Origin of the sequence: Roseovarius sp. THAF8, assembly GCF_009363735.1 — a bacterium.
Lineage (GTDB): Bacteria > Pseudomonadota > Alphaproteobacteria > Rhodobacterales > Rhodobacteraceae > Roseovarius.
The window spans coordinates 1844680-1861892 of the sequence record NZ_CP045410.1; the positions used below are offsets into that span (position 1 = coordinate 1844680).

The window sequence follows — 17213 nt, forward strand, 5'->3', positions numbered from 1 at the left end:
CGTCGGGGGCAAGGGCCGCAATGACGCAAAATCTCACGACAATCGCCTTCGATGCCGACGACACGCTCTGGCACAACGAACGGTTCTTCAAGCTGACCGAGGACAGATTCGCCGATCTCCTGCGCGCTTACGTCGAAGGGCACCACCTGGCCGAGCATCTTCTCGCCGCCGAGAAACGCAATCTCGGGCACTATGGCTTCGGCATCAAGGGCTTCACCCTGTCGATGATCGAAACCGCCATCGACGTCACCGACGGCCGCGTGCCGGCGTGCGTCATCTCCGAACTGATCGCCGCGGGCCGCGAGATGCTGGAACATCCCATAGAGCTTCTGCCGCATGCGCGGGAGGCGGTCGAGGCCGTGGCCGACACCCACCGCGTGCTTCTGGTGACCAAGGGCGACCTTCTCGACCAGGAGCGCAAGCTGGCCCAGTCCGGGCTGGGCGATCTCTTCGACGCGGTCGAGATCGTGTCGGACAAGACGCCCGAAATCTACACCCGCATCTTCGACCGCCACGGCACCGGCGCGGCCCATGCGCTGATGGCGGGAAATTCCCTGCGCTCGGACGTGAACCCGGTGATCGCCGCCGGCGGCTGGGGCGTGCACGTCCCCCACGACCTCACCTGGGGCTACGAGGTGGACGACGCCCCCAAGGACGCCACGCGATTTCGAAAGGTGAAGGATCTGGGCGAATTGCCCGCGCTGGTCGACGCGATCGGATGACGCCGTGCGAAAGCGCGGCCAAGCCGAATGCGTAGGGTAGGTGAAACCCACGCGCCACTCCCGTAGGGTGGGTTTCCAACCCACCAAGCCCGAACGCGCACCCCTACTCCAGAACCGCCGCCCCCGGGCTGGCAATCGCGCGCCCCCATTCGGCAGGCGTCTCGAATCTCGTCCCGTGCCTCTGCCCTGCTCGGTCAAAACGTAGGGTGGGTGAAAACCCACGCGCCACCCCCGTAGGGTGGGTTTCCAACCCACCAAACACCGACGCGCACCCCTACTCCAGGACCGCCGCCGCCTCGATCATCCCCGCGCCGCCCTTGTTCTGCAACAACACCGCCACCGGCGCGTCGCCCCCGGCTTGGCCCGTCACGCGCAACGGGGCGGCCCCGTCCCATACGCCCAGCACCCGCATCTCGGTCACCACGTTGGCATAGCTGATCGTCCGGCCCGCGTTCTCGCCGCGCTTGATATGCACCGTGCTCTCGGGCCGGAACCGCACCAGCTGTACCGTCAGCGGCCCGTCCAGCCCCTTCAGGCTTTCCGCCTCAACCAGCACGCTGTCGCCTTTCCGCGTGAGGTCCAGCGCAACCGTCTTCGGCAGGCGCCGGTGCCGGTCGATCACGTCCACCACGTCCATGGGCCGGTTGCCCACCACGTCGTCGGCCCCGTTGATCACCATCTGCGGCGTGTAGATCACGTTGCGCTCCGCCAACTTGGCATAGGCCCTCTGCCGCTTGGTGTTCGCCGGGCTGGCAAAGCTGTCCTTCCAGCCGATGTAATCCCAGTAATCCACGTGCATCGACAGCGCGATCACGCCCTCGTGGCCCGCCACCTTGTGAAAGAACCTGTCCGCCTCGGGACAGGACGAACAGCCCTGGCTGGTGAACAGTTCCACCACCACCGGGCGACCCGTTTCCTGCGCCATCGGCGGTGCCGCGAAAAACAGCACAAGGGCCGCGACCCCCGTGAACACTCTGCTGAAATTCATGTCTGGCGCTCTACTTCATTGTTCGTGACACCGCTTCTGAGTATTCATCCCGGCATGAAACTGCCAATCAAGGTTTCGAGAGAGTCGCGTGAAAACTGTAACATTCATCAATTGTGTGCAATAGTATACAATAAATGCTGTACCCCTCTTGAACGACTCTCCGGATTGGGTCAGAAGCAAGCCAGACAATCCTGCCTTCCTACGTGAAAGGATATCCAGAAATGCCCATTACAGTCGGTCACGACTCGTCCAACACTCGCAAGACGCTGAAGGTCGGCGACACCTCCGTCGCCTACTATTCCATCGCCGCCGCCGAAGAAGCGGGCCTGGGCGATTTCTCCAAACTGCCCGCCGCGCTCAAGGTGGTGCTGGAAAACATGCTGCGCTTCGAAGACGGCAAGACCGTCACCACCGACGACATCAAGGCGTTCTCCGACTGGGCCAAGGATGGCGGCAAGGGCACCAAGGAACTGGCCTACCGCCCCGCCCGCGTGCTGATGCAGGATTTCACCGGCGTTCCCGCCGTGGTGGACCTCGCCGCGATGCGCGACGGGATCAAGGAACTGGGCGGCGACGCGCAAAAGATCAACCCGCTCAACCCCGTGGACCTGGTGATCGACCACTCGGTCATGATCGACGAATTCGGCAACCCCCGCGCCTTCCAGATGAACGTCGACCGTGAATACGAACGCAACATGGAACGCTACCAGTTTCTGAAATGGGGACAGGGCGCGTTCAACAACTTCCGCGTGGTCCCGCCGGGCACCGGCATCTGCCACCAGGTGAACCTGGAATACCTGGCCCAGACCGTCTGGACGGACAAGGATCAGAACGGCGAGACCGTCGCCTATCCCGACACGCTGGTGGGCACCGACAGCCACACCACCATGGTCAACGGCGCGGCCGTCCTGGGCTGGGGCGTCGGCGGGATCGAGGCCGAGGCCGCCATGCTGGGCCAGCCCATCTCGATGCTCATCCCCGAGGTCGTCGGCTTTGAACTTTCCGGCAAGATGGTCGAAGGCACCACCGGAACCGACCTCGTTCTCAAGGTCGTTGAAATGCTGCGCGAGAAAGGCGTCGTCGGCAAGTTCGTCGAATTCTACGGCGACGGGCTCGACACCCTGCCGCTGGCCGACCGCGCCACCATCGCCAACATGGCCCCCGAATACGGCGCCACCTGCGGATTCTTCCCGATCGACGACGAAACCCTGCGCTACCTGCGCCAGACGGGCCGCGACGAGGACCGCATCGCGCTGGTGGAAACCTACGCCAAGGAGAACGGCTTCTGGCGCGGGTCGGATTACAACCCGGTCTACACCGACACGCTGCATCTCGACATGGGCACCATCGTTCCGGCCATCTCTGGCCCGAAACGCCCGCAGGATTATATCGCGCTCGACAAGGCCGCGACGGCCTTCCACGACTACGTCCGCGGCATCCGCGAAGGCAAGGATGCCGGCCCCGACACCGAGGCCCGCTGGGAAGCCGAGGGCGGCGCGCCCGAGCCGCGCGACATTCCCGGCAACGAAGGCCACCACAAGAAAGGCTGGTACACCGACGAAGACGGCCACAAGCACCAGCTGCATGACGGCTCGGTGGTGATCGCCTCGATCACGTCCTGCACCAACACCTCCAACCCCTACGTGATGATCGGCGCGGGCCTCGTCGCGCGCAAGGCGCACGAACTGGGCCTCAACCGCAAGCCCTGGGTCAAGACCTCGCTCGCGCCCGGCAGCCAGGTGGTGTCGCACTATTTGGAGGCCGCCGGCCTTCAGGACGATCTCGACGCCATCGGCTTCAACCTCGTGGGCTATGGCTGCACCACCTGCATCGGCAACTCCGGCCCGCTGGACGAACCGATCTCCAAGGCGATCAACGACTGCGACCTCATCGGCGTCTCGGTGCTCTCGGGCAACCGCAACTTCGAGGGCCGCATCTCGCCCGACGTCCGCGCCAACTACCTCGCCTCGCCGCCACTCGTGGTGGCCTACGCGCTGGTGGGCGACATGAATGTCGACATCGCCAACGACCCGCTGGGTCAGGACAAGGACGGCAACGACGTCTACCTCAAGGACATCTGGCCGTCGCAAAGCGAAATCGCCGAGCTGGTCGAACAGACCGTCACCCGCGAGGCGTTCCAGTCGAAATACGCCGACGTCTTCAAGGGCGACGAGAAATGGCAGGAGGTCGAGACCTCCGACGCCGAAACCTATGACTGGCCGCCGCAATCGACCTACGTCCAGAACCCGCCCTACTTCCAGGGCATGAGCAAGGACCCTGGCACGATCTCGAACATCGAGGGCGCCCGCGTCCTGGCCCTTCTGGGCGACATGGTCACCACCGACCACATCTCGCCCGCGGGCTCGTTCAAGGAAACCACCCCCGCCGGTGAGTACCTGCGCGAACGCCAGGTGCCGGTGCGCGAGTTCAACTCCTACGGCTCGCGCCGCGGCAACCACGAGGTCATGATGCGCGGCACCTTCGCCAACATCCGCATCAAGAACGAGATGCTGGACGGCGTCGAAGGCGGCTACACCAAGGGCCCCGATGGCGAACAGACCTCGATCTACGACGCCGCCATGGCCTACCAGGAGCAAGGCACGCCGCTCGTGATCTTTGGCGGCGAGCAATACGGCGCAGGCTCCAGCCGTGACTGGGCCGCCAAGGGCACCGCGCTTCTGGGCGTCAAGGCCGTCATCGCCGAGAACTTCGAGCGTATCCACCGCTCGAACCTCGTCGGCATGGGCGTCATCCCGTTCGAGTTCACCGGCGGCGACACCCGCAAGACGCTGGAGCTGACCGGCGACGAAGAGGTCTCGATCCGCGGTCTGGACGACATCAAGCCCCAGGCCGAAGTGCCCTGCACGATCAAATACGCCGACGGCACGACGAAAGAGATCACCCTCAAGTGCCGCATCGATACGGCGATCGAGATCGAATACGTCGAACACGGCGGCGTGCTGCACTACGTCCTGCGCAACCTCGCGCAGGAGCCGATGGCCGCCGAGTAAGCAACGCCGGACACCACGAACAAAGGGCGGGGATTTTCCCCGCCCTTTCAATTTAGTGACGCCGAACGTTAAACGCGCTATACTCTGCGCGATTTCAACAACTGATTGAACACGACATGCACCGGCGTTCGATTATTGTCGCTTCTGCAGTGGTTGTGTGTCTGGCAACACACTTGGCAAATGCACAGCAGGCTCCCGGCTTGCATAACAGCAGCAAGACATTCACCGACCCCGACGCCATCACCCAAGCCGATATCGTCGACCCCCAAGAGGTCGAACGCACCTGGCAGGCCGCCCTCGTCAGGGTGCCAACCGGGCTGGGTCGCTCCCAACGTACCACGTTCGAAGACCTCGCCGCCCAATACGGCGACGGGTCGCGAAAGTTCCCGGTGGCCATCTATATGCACGGCTGCTCCGGCATCTGGCGCGGCACGCATTTACGCGTGAAGTTCCTGGCCGATAACGGCTTTCTGGTCATCGCACCGGCAAGTTTCGCACGCACCGTTTATGCACAGTCCTGCGATCCCTCGCGCCATGAGGGTAGCATGTTCCGCGATGTTATTAAGATGCGCAAGATGGACGCCGGCCATGCCATCGAACTGGCCAAGTCCCTGCCGTATGTCGATCCCGAAAACGTACTCCTGATCGGGCTCAGCCAAGGCGGCGTTACAACCGCAAAGCACACCGTCTTCAACGAGCGTCGAAGCGTGACCGCCCGCGTGATCGAAGGCTGGACCTGCAACGCAGGATGGTATGAATACATCGGTCTAGACGCCCCGAAGGACGAACCGGTGTTGTCGTTGGTCGGCAGCAAAGACCCCTGGTACCAAAACGAATGGAACGAGGGCGATTGCTGGGAAGCGATGAACAAGGAAAATGGCAGCATCTCCATCGTGTATGACACGGGGCCGCTCGCCACGCGCCATGAGTTACTTGAATTCAAAAGCGTACAGAAAACGACGCTGGAGTTCCTGCACAAACACATGAACTTGCCGCTGAACGCCACGCAAGTGCAGCGAATTCTGACCGATCAGGGCTACGATCCCGGACCCATCGACGGAATCTGGGGCCAAAAGTCATTGGCGGCGCTGAACGAGTTGCGCGCCGAAAGATCCCTGCCGCCCGTTGCTGACTTTGAAGCTAGTAGTCAAGAACTTCTCAAAAATCTGCTGCGTCGCGAAAACTAGCATCTTCTCAGCTAAAGCCGGTACGAAAACCGGCCTAGCCCCTTGGCAGTAGAATTCGAGCATGCAGCGCTTCGGTCGGCGGATCGACATCGAGTACGTCCAGCCAGGACCCGCAACGTCTTAAGGCGGCTAAAACCCCACGCCTTTCCCACCCTCCCCTTGCCGACACCCCCCACGGCCCGTATCTATGACTCAACACCCCTCAAACCCCGGGAGAGACAGATGTTCAAAGGACTAGGCCAGCTCGGCGACATGAGCAAAATGATGAAGGCCGCGCAGGAAATGCAGACCAAGATGGCCGAGCTTCAGGAAGAGATGCACAACATCACCGTCACCGGCGAATCCGGCGCGGGCCTGGTAAAGGCCGTCTGCTCCGCCAAGGGCGAACTCAAAAGCCTCGACATCGACCCCTCGATCTTCAACTCCGACGACAAGGAAGTGGTCGAGGACCTGATCCTCGCCGCCATCAAGGACGCGCAAGCCAAGGCCAGCGACAAGGCGCAGGAAGAGATGGGCAAGCTGACCGAGGGCATGGGCCTGCCCGAAGGCATGAAGCTGCCGTTCTGAGGCGCCCCCCGCGCTCATGAACTCCACCCGCGACATCGACGCCCTGATCGAGATGATGGCCAAGCTGCCGGGCCTCGGCCCGCGCTCGGCCCGCCGGGCGGTCCTGCACATGATCCGCAAGCGCGAGCTTCTGCTCTCGCCGCTTGCGGACCTCATGGGCCAGGTCGCCCTCACGGCCCGCGAATGCATCGTCTGCGGCAATGTCGGCACCACCGAGACCTGCGATATCTGCCTGTCTGAAAAACGCGCCAACGGCATGATCTGCGTGGTCGAGGATGTGGCCGACCTCTGGGCGATGGAACGCGCGGGCGTCTTCAAGGGCCGCTACCACGTGCTCGGCGGCACGCTCTCGGCGCTCGACCAGATCGGCCCCGAACAGCTCCGCATCCCCCGGCTCGTGGACCGCATCGAAACGGAGAACATCACCGAGGTCATTCTGGCGCTGGCCGCCACCGTCGACGGCCAGACCACCGCGCATTACATCGCCGACCAGCTCGAGGACCGCGTCACCCTCACCTCGCTGGCGCAAGGCGTCCCCATCGGCGGCGAGCTCGATTATCTCGACGACGGCACCATCACCGCCGCCCTCAACGCCCGCAAGGCGCTCTGACGCGACCTGGCCGCAACATCCCGTAGGGTGGGTGAGAACCCACCACTTTGGTGGGTGACAACCCACCACTCCGATGGGTGACAACCCACGCCCCCCACACCATGACATCCCTGAACAACACCGCCCGCGCCATTCTCGTCATCACCCTCGCGGTGGCGGCCCTCGCGCTCGGCGACGCGCTCATCAAGCTCTCGTCGGGCGCGATCTCGCTCTGGCAGATGTTCCTCCTGCGCTCGGCCCTCGTACTGCCCGTATTGCTGGCCCTCATGGCGCTCTTTGCGCGGTCGGCGTTCGCCCTGCGCCACCCCGGCTGGACCGGCCTGCGCAGCTTGGTCCTTGTCGCCATGTGGGTCGCCTATTATGCAGCCCTGCCGCCCTGCCGCATGTGCCCCTGTGGGTCGCGGCGGCGGGCTATTACACCTCGCCGCTCTTCATCACGCTCTTCGGCGCCCTGGCCACCCGCAGCCCCATCACCCCGCGTCACTGGCTCGCCGTCGCGATCGGCTTTGCCGGCGTGCTCCTGATCATCAAGCCCACCGCCTCGGGCCTTTCGGCCTACGCGCTCCTGCCCCTGATGGCGGCCATGCTCTATGCCGTCGCCATGCTGATGACCGGAACGCGCTGCCGGGGCGAGCACCCGCTGATGCTCTCGGCCGTGCTGAACGTCGCCTTCATCCTGGCGGGCGGTCTCGCCTTCGCCCTCCCGCCGGCCGCGACGGGCACGCCCGCGCCCTTCACCGCTGCCTGGACAGCGCTCGACTCCGCCGACTGGCGCACCATCGCGGTCCTCGCCACCGCCATCCTGATCGGAAGCATCGGCGCCGCCTATGCCTACCAGAATGGCCCGCCCGCCGTGATCGGCACGTTCGACTTCACCTATGTCGGGTTCTCGGCGCTCTGGGGCTGGCTCTACTTCACCGAGCGTCCCGACGCGCTCTCGTCGCTCGGCATTGCCCTGATCCTCGGTGCGGGCCTGCTGGCCATCACGCGTCCCGTGCCGGCCCCGCCCCGCCCCGGACCTGATCCGGGGCCTCACGCCCGCATGTCTTCGCGCGGCGGCGCGCCGAACTTGCGAGTGTATTCCCGGCTGAACTGCGTCGGGCTCTCGTAGCCCACGGCGAACGCCACCGATGACACGCTCTGCCCGCCCAGCCGCAAGTGCTCACGCGCCTGCAACAGCCGCATCTCCTTTTGGAATTGCAGCGGCGTCGTCGCCGTCACCGCCTTGAACCGTGCGTGAAAAGTCGACCGGCTCATCCCCGCCAGACGCGCCAGCGCCTCGGTCCGCACCGGCTCGGCCACATGCGCCCGCAGATGTGCAATCACATCCGAGATCCGCCCCGCAGGCCCGTCCGCCAGCAGCGCCCGCAACGTCGCCCCCTGCGGCGACACCAGCAGCCGGTAGTGGATTTCCCGCTGCACCAGCGGCCCCAGCACACCGGCCTCGCCTGGCCGCTCGACCAGGTCCAGCAAACGCGCGAACGCATCGCATAGCGGGTCATCCGCCTCGTGCAGCGTCATCGCACGTCCCGTGCCACCGGCCTGGTCCTCGTCCACCTCCGACAGCAATTCCCGCAGGATCGACAGGTCCAGCGGCAGGATCAGTGCGATATAGGGCCGGTGCGGCGTCGCCTCCACGATCCGCGACACGATGGGCACGTCGTGGCTCACCACCAGCATCCGCCCGGCAGAGGCGCGCACCCTTCCTCCTTGCGTTCCGACCTCCTTGGCGCCCTGAAGGATGAAACACACCAGCGGCTCGTAGATCATCGCCTCCATCGCGGTCAGCACCGGACGCCGCGCGACCGCCAGCCCCGTCACCCCGGTATCGACCGTGCCATCGGCCACGCCCGCCGCCGCGCAAACCCGCTCCGCCGCGGCGATCATCCTGTCCATCGTCATCTGCGCCTCCGCACTCCGATCCGTCGTTTTATGGCATGTTTCGCGCCCCGGGCCACCGCCCCACCCATCGCTTCCGGAGGATCAGGCAAGTCTTCCGGACAATCCGGCAGGCACGGATGCGAAGCCCGGTGCATATCCCTTCCATCCAAACCAACCCGGACAAGGAGTGTCACAATAACCGACAGAATCGCATTCATCACCGGCGGCAGCCGCGGCCTCGGGCGCAGCATGGCGCTGAAACTGGCCAAGGCCGGCGTCGGCGTGGTCTTCACCTACCTGGGCAACAAATCCGCCGCCGACGCCACCCTGGCCGAGATCGAGGCGGCAGGCGGCACCGCCGCCTCCCTGCAACTCGACGTCGCCGACACAGCCCAGGTGGCGGCCCTGCCCGACCGCCTGCGCACCACGCTGCGGGAAACCTTCAACCGCGACACCATCGACCACGTGGTCAACAATGCCGGCACCGGCGTCTGGGCGCTCTTTGCCGACACCACGCCCCAGCAACTCGACGCGCTGTTCGCCATGCACGTCAAGGGCCCCTTCCTGCTGACGCAAGCCCTGCTGCCGATGATAAAGGATGGCGGCAAGATCGTCATGATCTCCTCGGGCCTCGCCCGCTTCGCCTTGCCCGGTTACTCGGCCTACGCCGCGATGAAAGGCGCGGTCGAGGTCATGACCCGCTATCTTGCGCAGGAACTCGGCGAGCGGCGCATTTCGGTCAACACCATCGCCCCCGGCGCGGTCGAGACCGATTTCGGCGGCGGCGCCGTGCGCGACAACCCCGAGGTCAACCGGATGATCGCGGACAACACCGCCCTGGGCCGCGCCGGCCTGCCCGACGATATCGGCGGCGCCGTCGCCGCCCTGCTGGCGGGCGAGACGCACTGGATCACCGCGCAGCAGATCGAGGTTTCCGGCGGCATGAAGATCTGACAGCGCAGCGGACTCTGCCACGAAAAAACGCCTGCCGGATCTTCTCCGTCAGGCGTTCCATGATCATCGTCTCTTCAGGCGACCCCTCGGCCAAGGTCTTACGCCTTGTCGTCATCCTCGTCGTCGTCACCGTCATCGTCGGGCAGGTTGAAGAAGGTCTCGGCGTCGTATTCCTTTTCCTTCTCTTCCTCGCCGGCGGTATCGTCCCCGCCCAGGCTGAACGTCTCCAGCCCCTCGATGGCCGTGGGCATCCGCGGCTCGGCATCCGACTCCAGGCTCTGCTCGGTCGACAACAGCTTGCGACGCTCGTCATCGTCCATCGGCTGGCCTTCCTTGGCCTTCTTCGCCGCGGCCTTCTGCACGGCGGCATCCAGCTCGGTCTGCTTGCACAGGCCCAGAGCGACAGGGTCGATCGGCTGCATGTTGGCGATATTCCAGTGGGTCCGCTCGCGGATCGTCTGGATCGTCGGCTTGGTCGTACCCACCAGCTTGGCGATCTGCGCATCGGCCAGCTCGGGGTGGAACTTCACCAGCCACAGGATCGCGTTCGGCCGGTCCTGCCGCTTGCTGAGCGGGGTGTAACGCGGCCCGCGCCGCTTTTCCTCGCCCACGGCGGCGGCGTTGAACTTCAGCTTCAGCTTATGCAGCGGGTCCTTCTCGGCCTTGTCGATATCGTCCTGCGTCAGCTGGTTGTTGGCGATCGGGTCGAACCCCTTCACGCCGGCGGCCACGTCGCCATCGGCGATCCCCTGGATCTCCAGCTCGTGCATCCCGACGAAATCGGCGATCTGCTTGAAACTGATCGTGGTGTTGTCCACCAGCCAGACGGCGGTGGCCTTGGCCATCAACGGTTTCGACATCCTTCAAAGACTCCTTCACGCATATCTTTCCCCTCGCCTGAAACGGCGGTCCCGGGGGCCGGGACGGGTTCTCGTTGTCGGGGAACTTGGCGGCTATATAGTAGCCTCCGACGCAAAAAGAAAGAGCGAACATGCGCGCGTTTCTCGCCCTGCTTTTCTCCGCCACCGCGGCCCTGGCCGAGGGCGACCGGCCCGGTGAATTCGACTATTACGTCCTCAGCCTCAGTTGGTCGCCCACCTGGTGCGCCCTCGAGGGCGACAACCGCAACTCACCCCAATGCGACGCGTCGCGCGACCTGGGCTGGGTGCTGCACGGGCTCTGGCCGCAATACCACCGCGGCTGGCCGGACCATTGCCAATCACCCGAACGCCCGCCCACCCGCGCCATGACCAACGACATGGCCGATATCATGGGCACCTCCGGGCTGGCGTGGTACCAGTGGAAGAAACACGGCACCTGCTCGGGCCTTTCGGCTCCCGCCTACTACGCCCTTGCCCGCGAGGCCTACGGCCGCATCACGAGGCCCGAGGTCTTCCGCAAACTGAAAGACCCCGTCAAACTCCCCGCCTCCGTGGTCGAAGAGGCCTTCCTCAAGGCCAACCCCACGCTCGACCCCGACGGCATCACCATCACCTGCCGCGCGGGCCGCATCCAGGAGGCCCGCATTTGCCTCTCCCGAGACCTCGCCCCGGTCCCCTGCGGCCGCGACGTGATCCGCGACTGCACGCTGGACGATGCGCTCTTTGATCCGATTCGCTAGGCCCCTGCCACGCGCATCTGCGCCTCGACTTTTGAAACCTCGCAAAAGGCCGAATTGCCGACCTTGCTGCCATTCACGACGGAGGCGAGCGTCAGCCCCTGGGGTGGCGATCCGACGGCAATTCTGCAGCACTTTATGTCTGCCAATTACATCCTCGGAAGGATCGTCGTGCCCAGCCTCAGCCAAATCGCCAGCCCGAGGGAGGGGCTGACGATGGCCGGGCCGCTGCGCGGCTGTTAACCGGCTGGAGGCTCAAACCCAATGCCTCACAAGGGCTCGAAACCGCCGTTGCCTTCGGTGTTCAAACCCCACCCGCAAAGAACACGCCCGCTCCCCCTCAAAACACCCGCATCACCAGCACCATAACCGCCACCGGCACCAGCAGCACATGCAGCACCATGTCGAACCAGTTGCTGCTGCCCCATCCCATCACCCAGGCCAGCTGCCCCAGCACCGCCACCCCCGCCAGAAACCAGTTCCCCGTCACCAGCGCATAGACACACACCGCCAGCACCATCCCCGCCACCGGCCATGGGGCATAGCCCAAACGGTACACATCCACCGGAATCACCCCGAACGCGCAAGCCAGGAACGCCACGTAGGCACACAGGAACACCGCGATCTCCACGCCAGAGAATCCCGGCACCTCGACGCCAACCGACACCGCCACATGCCGCAGCGCCAGCGCCGGCAGCATCACCCCGAACGGCGCCAGCACCGCCACCGCGCCACTCACCGCCACGGTATCGCGCCACAACACGCCGACCAGAACCGCGGCCACCAGCGCCAGCCCGGCGGCCAGCGAGGACGACAGCACCAGCCCGCTCAGCGCGAACACCACCCAGCCCAGCACCACCGCCACGCCCAAAGTCGCCCCGACGGCGCTCATTGCGCCGCCACCCAGGCACCGTTCAGCACATGCGCCCGAAGCCCCGTCTTGTTCCCCACCGAATAGACCAGCGCGATCTCTCCCCCGTCCAACCGCCGCAACATCGGGTACCGTGCCCCGGCCCCGTTCGGCTCAAGCTCCCGCAGGACGCGCCAGCTGTCTCCTTCATCGTCCGACAAGAGCAGCCGCAATCGGTCTCCCCCCTCGGGATCGTCATTCGCCGCCATCAGGATGCGGCCCCCGCCCAGGCCCAGCGCCGCCACCGGCGCGCTCCGGTTCGGCATATCCGAGGGCACCACCTCCGACCACGTTCTGCCGCCATCCTCCGAGTAGCTCGCCAACAGCCGCCCCGACGGCGCGAAATCCCGCAGCCACGCCACCGCCCGGGTCTCGCCCAAGGGCACCACCATCGGCTGGATCGGCTGACCCGCCCCCGCCATCCGCGCCGTGTCGCGCACCCGGCCGTCACGCCCGAACCGCACCAGCACCCCATGCGCCGCGCCCATCTCGAAATAGGCCGGCAACCCCATGCTCCCGCCGGCAAATTCCACCATCGGCGACTTCACCAGGTGCGAACGGTTCAGGAATGGCGACAGGGTCAGCTTCCGCGCGGCCACGGGCCCGCCCGCCCCCATCTCCACATCGGCGACCGAGGCCATGGCCCAGCCGCCCACCGACACCACCGTCGCAAAGACATGCCCCGGCGCGGCCTCGTTCTCCACCGTATTGCCCAGCGTCACCACCAGCTGCGCCGGGTCCATCGCACGGCCCAGCGCCCCCCGCGTGATCCGCACATCCCGGCCCGTCCCGGCCCATCCCTCCGGCCCGCGCCGAAGTGAAACCCCGTGAATATCCACATCCGCCTGCGCCTCCGCCGAGCCTTCGAACCACAGCACGTCAAAGCCGCCGTCGGTCACCACCACCGACGCCGAATGCGCCTGTCCCGCGGCGACATCGTACTGAAACACCGTCTCGAAGCGCGGCGCCCCCGTCTCCGGCACCGCCTCCGGCACCGCGAACCGCCAGACCGGCGGCACGTCCCGCGCCACCGCCCAGGCGCTCAGGCCCAGGCTCAGCGCCATCAGGCAAAGGATCGCCAACTGCGCCACGCCCATCGCCTCAGCCCACCTTCAACACGATCTTGCCGATGTGATCGCTCGTCTCCATCCGCGCATGCGCCGCCGCGGCCTCCGCCAGCGGAAACTCCGAATCCATCACCGGGGCCACGCGCCCCGCGTCCAGCAAAGGCCAGACCTCGCGCCGCAACTCTTCCGCGATCCGCGCCTTGGCCAGCCCGCTCTGGGGCCGCAGAGTGGACCCCGTGATCATCAGCCGCCGCGTCATCACTTGGGTAAAGTCCATCTCCACCTTCGGCCCCTGCAAAAAGGCGATCTGCACCAGCCGCCCCTCATCCGCCAGCGCGGCGATGTTCCGCGGCAGGTACGCGCCCCCCACCATGTCCAGAATCAGGTGCGCGCCCCCGCGCGCGCGCATCTCCTCCACGAAATCCACCTCGCGATAGTTGAACGCCGCCTCCGCGCCCAGCGCCTCGCACACCCGGCACTTTTCCTCCGAGCCCGCCGTGGCGAACGCCCGCGCGCCCCGCGCCACGGCCAGCTGGATCGCCACCGTCCCGATCCCGCTCGATCCGCCATGCACCAGGAACCGCTCACCAGCCGTCAGCCGCCCCCGGCCGAACACGTTGGTCCACACGGTAAAGAACGTCTCCGGCAGGCACGCCGCCCGGTCCATCGCCATGCCCCCGGGCACCGGCAGACAATGCGCGGCCTCCGTCACCACGGCTTCGGCATACCCGCCTCCCGGCACCAGCGCACAAACCCGGTCGCCCGCCTGCCATCCGGTCACGCCCGGCCCAAGCGCCGCGATCTCGCCCGACACTTCCAGCCCCGGCAACTTGCTCGCCCCCGGCGGCGGATCATACAACCCCGCCCGCTGCAACGCATCGGGCCGGTTCACCCCGGCATAGGCCACCCGAATCACCACCTCGCCATGCCCGGGCTCCGGCCAGTCCCGCTCGGCCAGCGCCAGCACCTCCGGCCCGCCCGGCGCGGTGATCTCGACAACCTTCATCCTGTCCGGCATCATCTTTCCCCCGTCGCCCCGTCGTACCAGCCCCCCCGGAAAAAGCAACAAACGGCACCAATCGGCACCGCTCCGAAGGCCTCCAAAGCCCCACCTCTTCCTCTGGCCATAAATATCCCCGCCGGAGGCTCCCGCGGATGCCACCGGGCACACCGCCCGCCTGTACGTAGGGTGGGTGACAACCCACAGCCCCGGTGGGTGACAACCCACCGCTCCCACAAGGGAAAAACCCGCTACCGCGTCCAGCGCCCCGGCAATCCGCCGGTCCGCCCCGGCGCGGGCTTGCGGATCTTCGACAATACCGCCAGCGGCCCCGCCATCAACCCGCTCACGACCCGGTTCTCCCGCGCCTTCGCCTTGACCTTCTCGATCTGCATCACGTCCTCGATCCGCCGGTCCAGGAAATCCCAGGTCCGGGCGTGGCCCTCGCTCTCGTCGCCCAGCCAATAAAGCACCGTGGACGAATAAACCCCCGACAGGGTCGCGCGCTTGGTGTACCAGTTCACGTCGTCCGAGGTATCGCCCAGCGCCTCCCAGATCCTGTCGCAGGTGCCCCAGATCGCCCTGGCCCCGTCCACCGCGTGATGAGGCAGCGCAAACAGCGTCACCCCCCGGCGCACCAGTTCCTTGTCCTCGACCGCCTCCAGCCGAAAGCGCACGGCGGCCGCCACCCGCGCGCTATACCTCATCCGGCTCAAGTCCTCCTGCTCCATCCGCGCCAGCATCGTCGCGTCGCCTTCCTCGTGAAAGGCCAGCGCCAGGTCCACCGCCCCGCGCGGACACGCGGCCTTGGCCACGCCCATGGAAAGCCCCGCATCCTCCGCCGCGGCGCGGAACGTGGCCTCGCTCCACCCGTCAAAAGCCACATGCGGTTTCGCCGCCTCCAAAAGCTGCGTTTTCACGTCGGGATCACTCATTCCGGGGCTCCTTTTCGTGCTGCGTCCGTGTCGCGCGTCTGCGCCTAGACAAACTAGAACGGCTTTGCTATACGGCCACTTCCTGCAAATTATGCAACTTTAACCTAGAAAGGTGGTGACAACCACATGCAGGTCAGTGTTCGCGACAACAATGTCGATCAGGCGCTTCGTGCCCTGAAAAAGAAACTGCAGCGTGAGGGCGTTTTTCGCGAGATGAAGCTTCGGCAACATTTCGAGAAACCGTCCGAGAAAAAAGCGCGCGAAAAGGCCGAGGCTATCCGCCGCGCCCGCAAGCTCGCACGCAAGAAGGCCCAGCGCGAAGGTCTCCTTTAAGACCCGCCGCCAGGGCCACACGCATTGTCATGACGACCCCCGGGCACCCGCTTCGGGGGTTTGTCTTTATTTCAGGGGGCACTCCCCCGTTTTGGAATCAGCCGCCCGCGCCTATATGATGGCGCAACCCGAACCCGTTGAGACATATCCGATGACCGATTCTGCGCCCATCACCCAGGATGTCCTGACCATCCCCCGCAAGCTGCCCGAGGGGCCGATCAACCTTGTCGGCCTCACCCGCGACGCCCTGCACGACACCCTGATCGCCCACGGCACCCCTGAAAAGCAGGCCAAGATGCGCGTGAACCAGATCTGGCAATGGATCTACCAATGGGGCGTGCGCGATTTCGCCGCCATGACCAATCTCTCCAAGGCCTACCGCGCCGAGCTGGCCGAGAAATTCGTCATCGACCTGCCCGAGATCGTCGACCGACAGGTCAGCGCCGACGGCACCCGCAAGTACCTGGTGCGAATCGCAGGCGGCCACGAGGTCGAAACCGTCTACATCCCCGAGGAAGACCGCGGCACGCTCTGCATCTCCAGCCAAGTCGGCTGCACCCTCACCTGCTCCTTCTGCCACACCGGCACCCAGAAACTGGTGCGCAATCTGACCGCCGGTGAAATCATCGGCCAGGTCATGCTGGCGCGCGACGATCTGGATGAATGGCCCAAACCCGGCGTCGGCATGGGCACCGACGGCCCCCGCCTGCTGTCGAACATCGTGCTGATGGGCATGGGCGAGCCGCTCTACAATTTCGAAAACGTCCGCGACGCCATGAAAATCGCGATGGACGGCGAAGGCATCGCGCTCTCGCGCCGCCGCATCACGCTCTCGACCTCCGGCATCGTCCCGGAGATTCACAAGACCGCGCAGGAAATCGGCTGTATGCTCGCCGTCAGCTTCCACGCCACCACCGACGAGGTGCGCGACAAGCTGGTGCCGATCAACCGCAAATGGAACATCGCCGCCCTCCTGGATGCGCTCCGTGCCTATCCCAAGGCGTCCAATTCCGAGCGGATCACGTTCGAATACGTCATGCTCAAGGACGTCAACGACAGCGACGAGGACGCCCGCCGCCTGGTGCAGCTGATCAAGGGCATCCCGGCCAAGATCAACCTCATTCCGTTCAACGAATGGCCCGGCGCTCCGCACCAGCGCTCCGACTGGGACCGGATCGAGAAATTCGCCGATATCATCTACAAGGCCGGCTACGCCTCGCCCATCCGCACCCCGCGGGGCGAGGACATCATGGCCGCCTGCGGCCAGCTCAAGTCCGCCACCGAACGCCAGCGCAAGTCCCGGCGCGAGATCGAGGCCGAGGCCGGCCTTTGAATTTCATCGCATCCCGGGCTTGACCCGGGATCGCCGCCTCTCTTAAACCCCCGGACCAAGCCCCGGGGGATCATTGAGCCGACCTCCCTGCCACCCG

At 65.6% G+C, this 17213-nt stretch carries 17 protein-coding genes; 10 read left to right on the forward strand and 7 right to left on the reverse strand.

From position 1 onward, the window contains the following. The first annotated feature begins 20 nt into the window (after positions 1-20). On the forward strand, positions 21-722 hold the full coding sequence (locus FIU85_RS09010; protein ID WP_152496646.1) for an HAD family hydrolase: 702 nt from the start codon (positions 21-23) through the stop codon (positions 720-722). 274 nt (positions 723-996) lie between these two features. Here FIU85_RS09010 and FIU85_RS09015 read toward each other — a convergent pair whose 3' ends face one another. Continuing rightward, entirely contained in the window at positions 997-1710 is a 714-nt protein-coding gene (locus tag FIU85_RS09015) for a thioredoxin family protein (protein WP_152496647.1), read from the reverse strand. Positions 1711-1931: 221 nt separating this feature from the next. Here FIU85_RS09015 and acnA point away from each other — a divergent pair, with 221 nt between their 5' ends. The 5 genes from acnA (at position 1932) to FIU85_RS09040 (ending at position 8196) form a co-directional block, all read left to right on the forward strand. Further along, on the forward strand, positions 1932-4721 hold the full coding sequence (acnA, locus tag FIU85_RS09020) for an aconitate hydratase AcnA (RefSeq protein ID WP_152496648.1): 2790 nt from the start codon (positions 1932-1934) through the stop codon (positions 4719-4721). 116 nt (positions 4722-4837) lie between these two features. Further along, the gene (locus FIU85_RS09025) at positions 4838-5908 is read left to right on the forward strand and encodes a dienelactone hydrolase family protein (protein WP_152496649.1); all 1071 of its coding nucleotides are present in this window, start codon (positions 4838-4840) and stop codon (positions 5906-5908) included. A 222-nt stretch (positions 5909-6130) separates the two neighbouring features. Continuing rightward, on the forward strand, positions 6131-6475 hold the full coding sequence (locus tag FIU85_RS09030) for a YbaB/EbfC family nucleoid-associated protein (RefSeq protein ID WP_152491053.1): 345 nt from the start codon (positions 6131-6133) through the stop codon (positions 6473-6475). Between the two features lie 16 nt (positions 6476-6491). Beyond that, complete coding sequence (gene recR / locus FIU85_RS09035; protein WP_152496650.1) at positions 6492-7085, forward strand: recombination mediator RecR; 594 nt, start codon at positions 6492-6494, stop codon at positions 7083-7085. 346 nt (positions 7086-7431) lie between these two features. After that, complete coding sequence (locus FIU85_RS09040) at positions 7432-8196, forward strand: DMT family transporter (RefSeq protein WP_216648899.1); 765 nt, start codon at positions 7432-7434, stop codon at positions 8194-8196. Here FIU85_RS09040 and FIU85_RS09045 read toward each other — a convergent pair. Then, positions 8118-8987 (reverse strand): AraC family transcriptional regulator, encoded by an 870-nt coding sequence (locus FIU85_RS09045; RefSeq protein WP_152496651.1) that lies wholly within the window; start codon positions 8985-8987, stop codon positions 8118-8120. The genes FIU85_RS09040 and FIU85_RS09045 overlap by 79 nt on opposite strands. A gap of 228 nt (positions 8988-9215) precedes the next feature. Here FIU85_RS09045 and FIU85_RS09050 point away from each other — a divergent pair, with 228 nt between their 5' ends. Further along, positions 9216-9920 carry an SDR family NAD(P)-dependent oxidoreductase gene (locus FIU85_RS09050; protein WP_254703036.1) on the forward strand — a complete coding sequence of 235 codons (705 nt, stop codon included), beginning with the start codon at positions 9216-9218 and terminating at the stop codon, positions 9918-9920. Between the two features lie 98 nt (positions 9921-10018). Here FIU85_RS09050 and FIU85_RS09055 read toward each other — a convergent pair whose 3' ends face one another. Continuing rightward, the gene (locus FIU85_RS09055; protein ID WP_152496653.1) at positions 10019-10780 is read right to left on the reverse strand and encodes a DUF1013 domain-containing protein; all 762 of its coding nucleotides are present in this window, start codon (positions 10778-10780) and stop codon (positions 10019-10021) included. Positions 10781-10911: 131 nt separating this feature from the next. Between FIU85_RS09055 and FIU85_RS09060 the strand changes: the two genes are divergently transcribed. Further along, entirely contained in the window at positions 10912-11541 is a 630-nt protein-coding gene (locus FIU85_RS09060; RefSeq protein ID WP_152496654.1) for a ribonuclease T2, read from the forward strand. A 337-nt stretch (positions 11542-11878) separates the two neighbouring features. On the opposite strand, the gene FIU85_RS09065 is transcribed toward FIU85_RS09060, so the two are convergent. The 4 genes from FIU85_RS09065 to FIU85_RS09080 form a co-directional block, all read right to left on the reverse strand. Continuing rightward, positions 11879-12430: a hypothetical protein gene (locus FIU85_RS09065; RefSeq protein WP_152496655.1), complete on the reverse strand. Its 552-nt coding sequence runs from the start codon at positions 12428-12430 to the stop codon at positions 11879-11881. Then, positions 12427-13539, reverse strand: a complete 1113-nt coding sequence (locus FIU85_RS09070; protein ID WP_172978850.1) for an exo-alpha-sialidase — start codon at positions 13537-13539, stop codon at positions 12427-12429. Before FIU85_RS09070 ends, FIU85_RS09065 begins: the two co-directional genes overlap by 4 nt. Before the next feature lie 10 nt (positions 13540-13549). Next, positions 13550-14533, reverse strand: coding sequence for an NAD(P)H-quinone oxidoreductase (locus FIU85_RS09075; RefSeq protein WP_152496657.1), 984 nt, complete (start codon positions 14531-14533; stop codon positions 13550-13552). 233 nt (positions 14534-14766) lie between these two features. Next, on the reverse strand, positions 14767-15450 hold the full coding sequence (locus tag FIU85_RS09080; RefSeq protein WP_152496658.1) for a COQ9 family protein: 684 nt from the start codon (positions 15448-15450) through the stop codon (positions 14767-14769). Positions 15451-15576: 126 nt separating this feature from the next. On the opposite strand from FIU85_RS09080, the gene rpsU reads away from it, so the two are divergent. Further along, entirely contained in the window at positions 15577-15783 is a 207-nt protein-coding gene (gene rpsU / locus FIU85_RS09085; protein ID WP_007818122.1) for a 30S ribosomal protein S21, read from the forward strand. Between the two features lie 151 nt (positions 15784-15934). Further along, entirely contained in the window at positions 15935-17116 is a 1182-nt protein-coding gene (rlmN, locus tag FIU85_RS09090; protein ID WP_152496659.1) for a 23S rRNA (adenine(2503)-C(2))-methyltransferase RlmN, read from the forward strand. Positions 17117-17213: the final 97 nt, after the last annotated feature.

Bases quoted from the DNA above. Each gene is read 5' to 3' on its own strand.
- FIU85_RS09010 (WP_152496646.1), top strand. From the start codon at position 21: ATGACGCAAAATCTCACGACAATCGCCTTCGATGCCGACGACACGCTC.
- FIU85_RS09050 (WP_254703036.1), top strand. From the start codon at position 9,216: ATGGCGCTGAAACTGGCCAAGGCCGGCGTCGGCGTGGTCTTCACCTAC.
- FIU85_RS09060 (WP_152496654.1), top strand. From the start codon at position 10,912: ATGCGCGCGTTTCTCGCCCTGCTTTTCTCCGCCACCGCGGCCCTGGCC.
- FIU85_RS09065 (WP_152496655.1), bottom strand. From the start codon at position 12,430: ATGAGCGCCGTCGGGGCGACTTTGGGCGTGGCGGTGGTGCTGGGCTGG.
- acnA (WP_152496648.1), top strand. From the start codon at position 1,932: ATGCCCATTACAGTCGGTCACGACTCGTCCAACACTCGCAAGACGCTG.
- FIU85_RS09015 (WP_152496647.1), bottom strand. From the start codon at position 1,710: ATGAATTTCAGCAGAGTGTTCACGGGGGTCGCGGCCCTTGTGCTGTTT.
- FIU85_RS09030 (WP_152491053.1), top strand. From the start codon at position 6,131: ATGTTCAAAGGACTAGGCCAGCTCGGCGACATGAGCAAAATGATGAAG.
- FIU85_RS09055 (WP_152496653.1), bottom strand. From the start codon at position 10,780: ATGTCGAAACCGTTGATGGCCAAGGCCACCGCCGTCTGGCTGGTGGAC.
- FIU85_RS09080 (WP_152496658.1), bottom strand. From the start codon at position 15,450: ATGAGTGATCCCGACGTGAAAACGCAGCTTTTGGAGGCGGCGAAACCG.
- FIU85_RS09025 (WP_152496649.1), top strand. From the start codon at position 4,838: ATGCACCGGCGTTCGATTATTGTCGCTTCTGCAGTGGTTGTGTGTCTG.
- rpsU (WP_007818122.1), top strand. From the start codon at position 15,577: ATGCAGGTCAGTGTTCGCGACAACAATGTCGATCAGGCGCTTCGTGCC.
- FIU85_RS09045 (WP_152496651.1), bottom strand. From the start codon at position 8,987: ATGACGATGGACAGGATGATCGCCGCGGCGGAGCGGGTTTGCGCGGCG.
- recR (WP_152496650.1), top strand. From the start codon at position 6,492: ATGAACTCCACCCGCGACATCGACGCCCTGATCGAGATGATGGCCAAG.
- FIU85_RS09075 (WP_152496657.1), bottom strand. From the start codon at position 14,533: ATGCCGGACAGGATGAAGGTTGTCGAGATCACCGCGCCGGGCGGGCCG.
- rlmN (WP_152496659.1), top strand. From the start codon at position 15,935: ATGACCGATTCTGCGCCCATCACCCAGGATGTCCTGACCATCCCCCGC.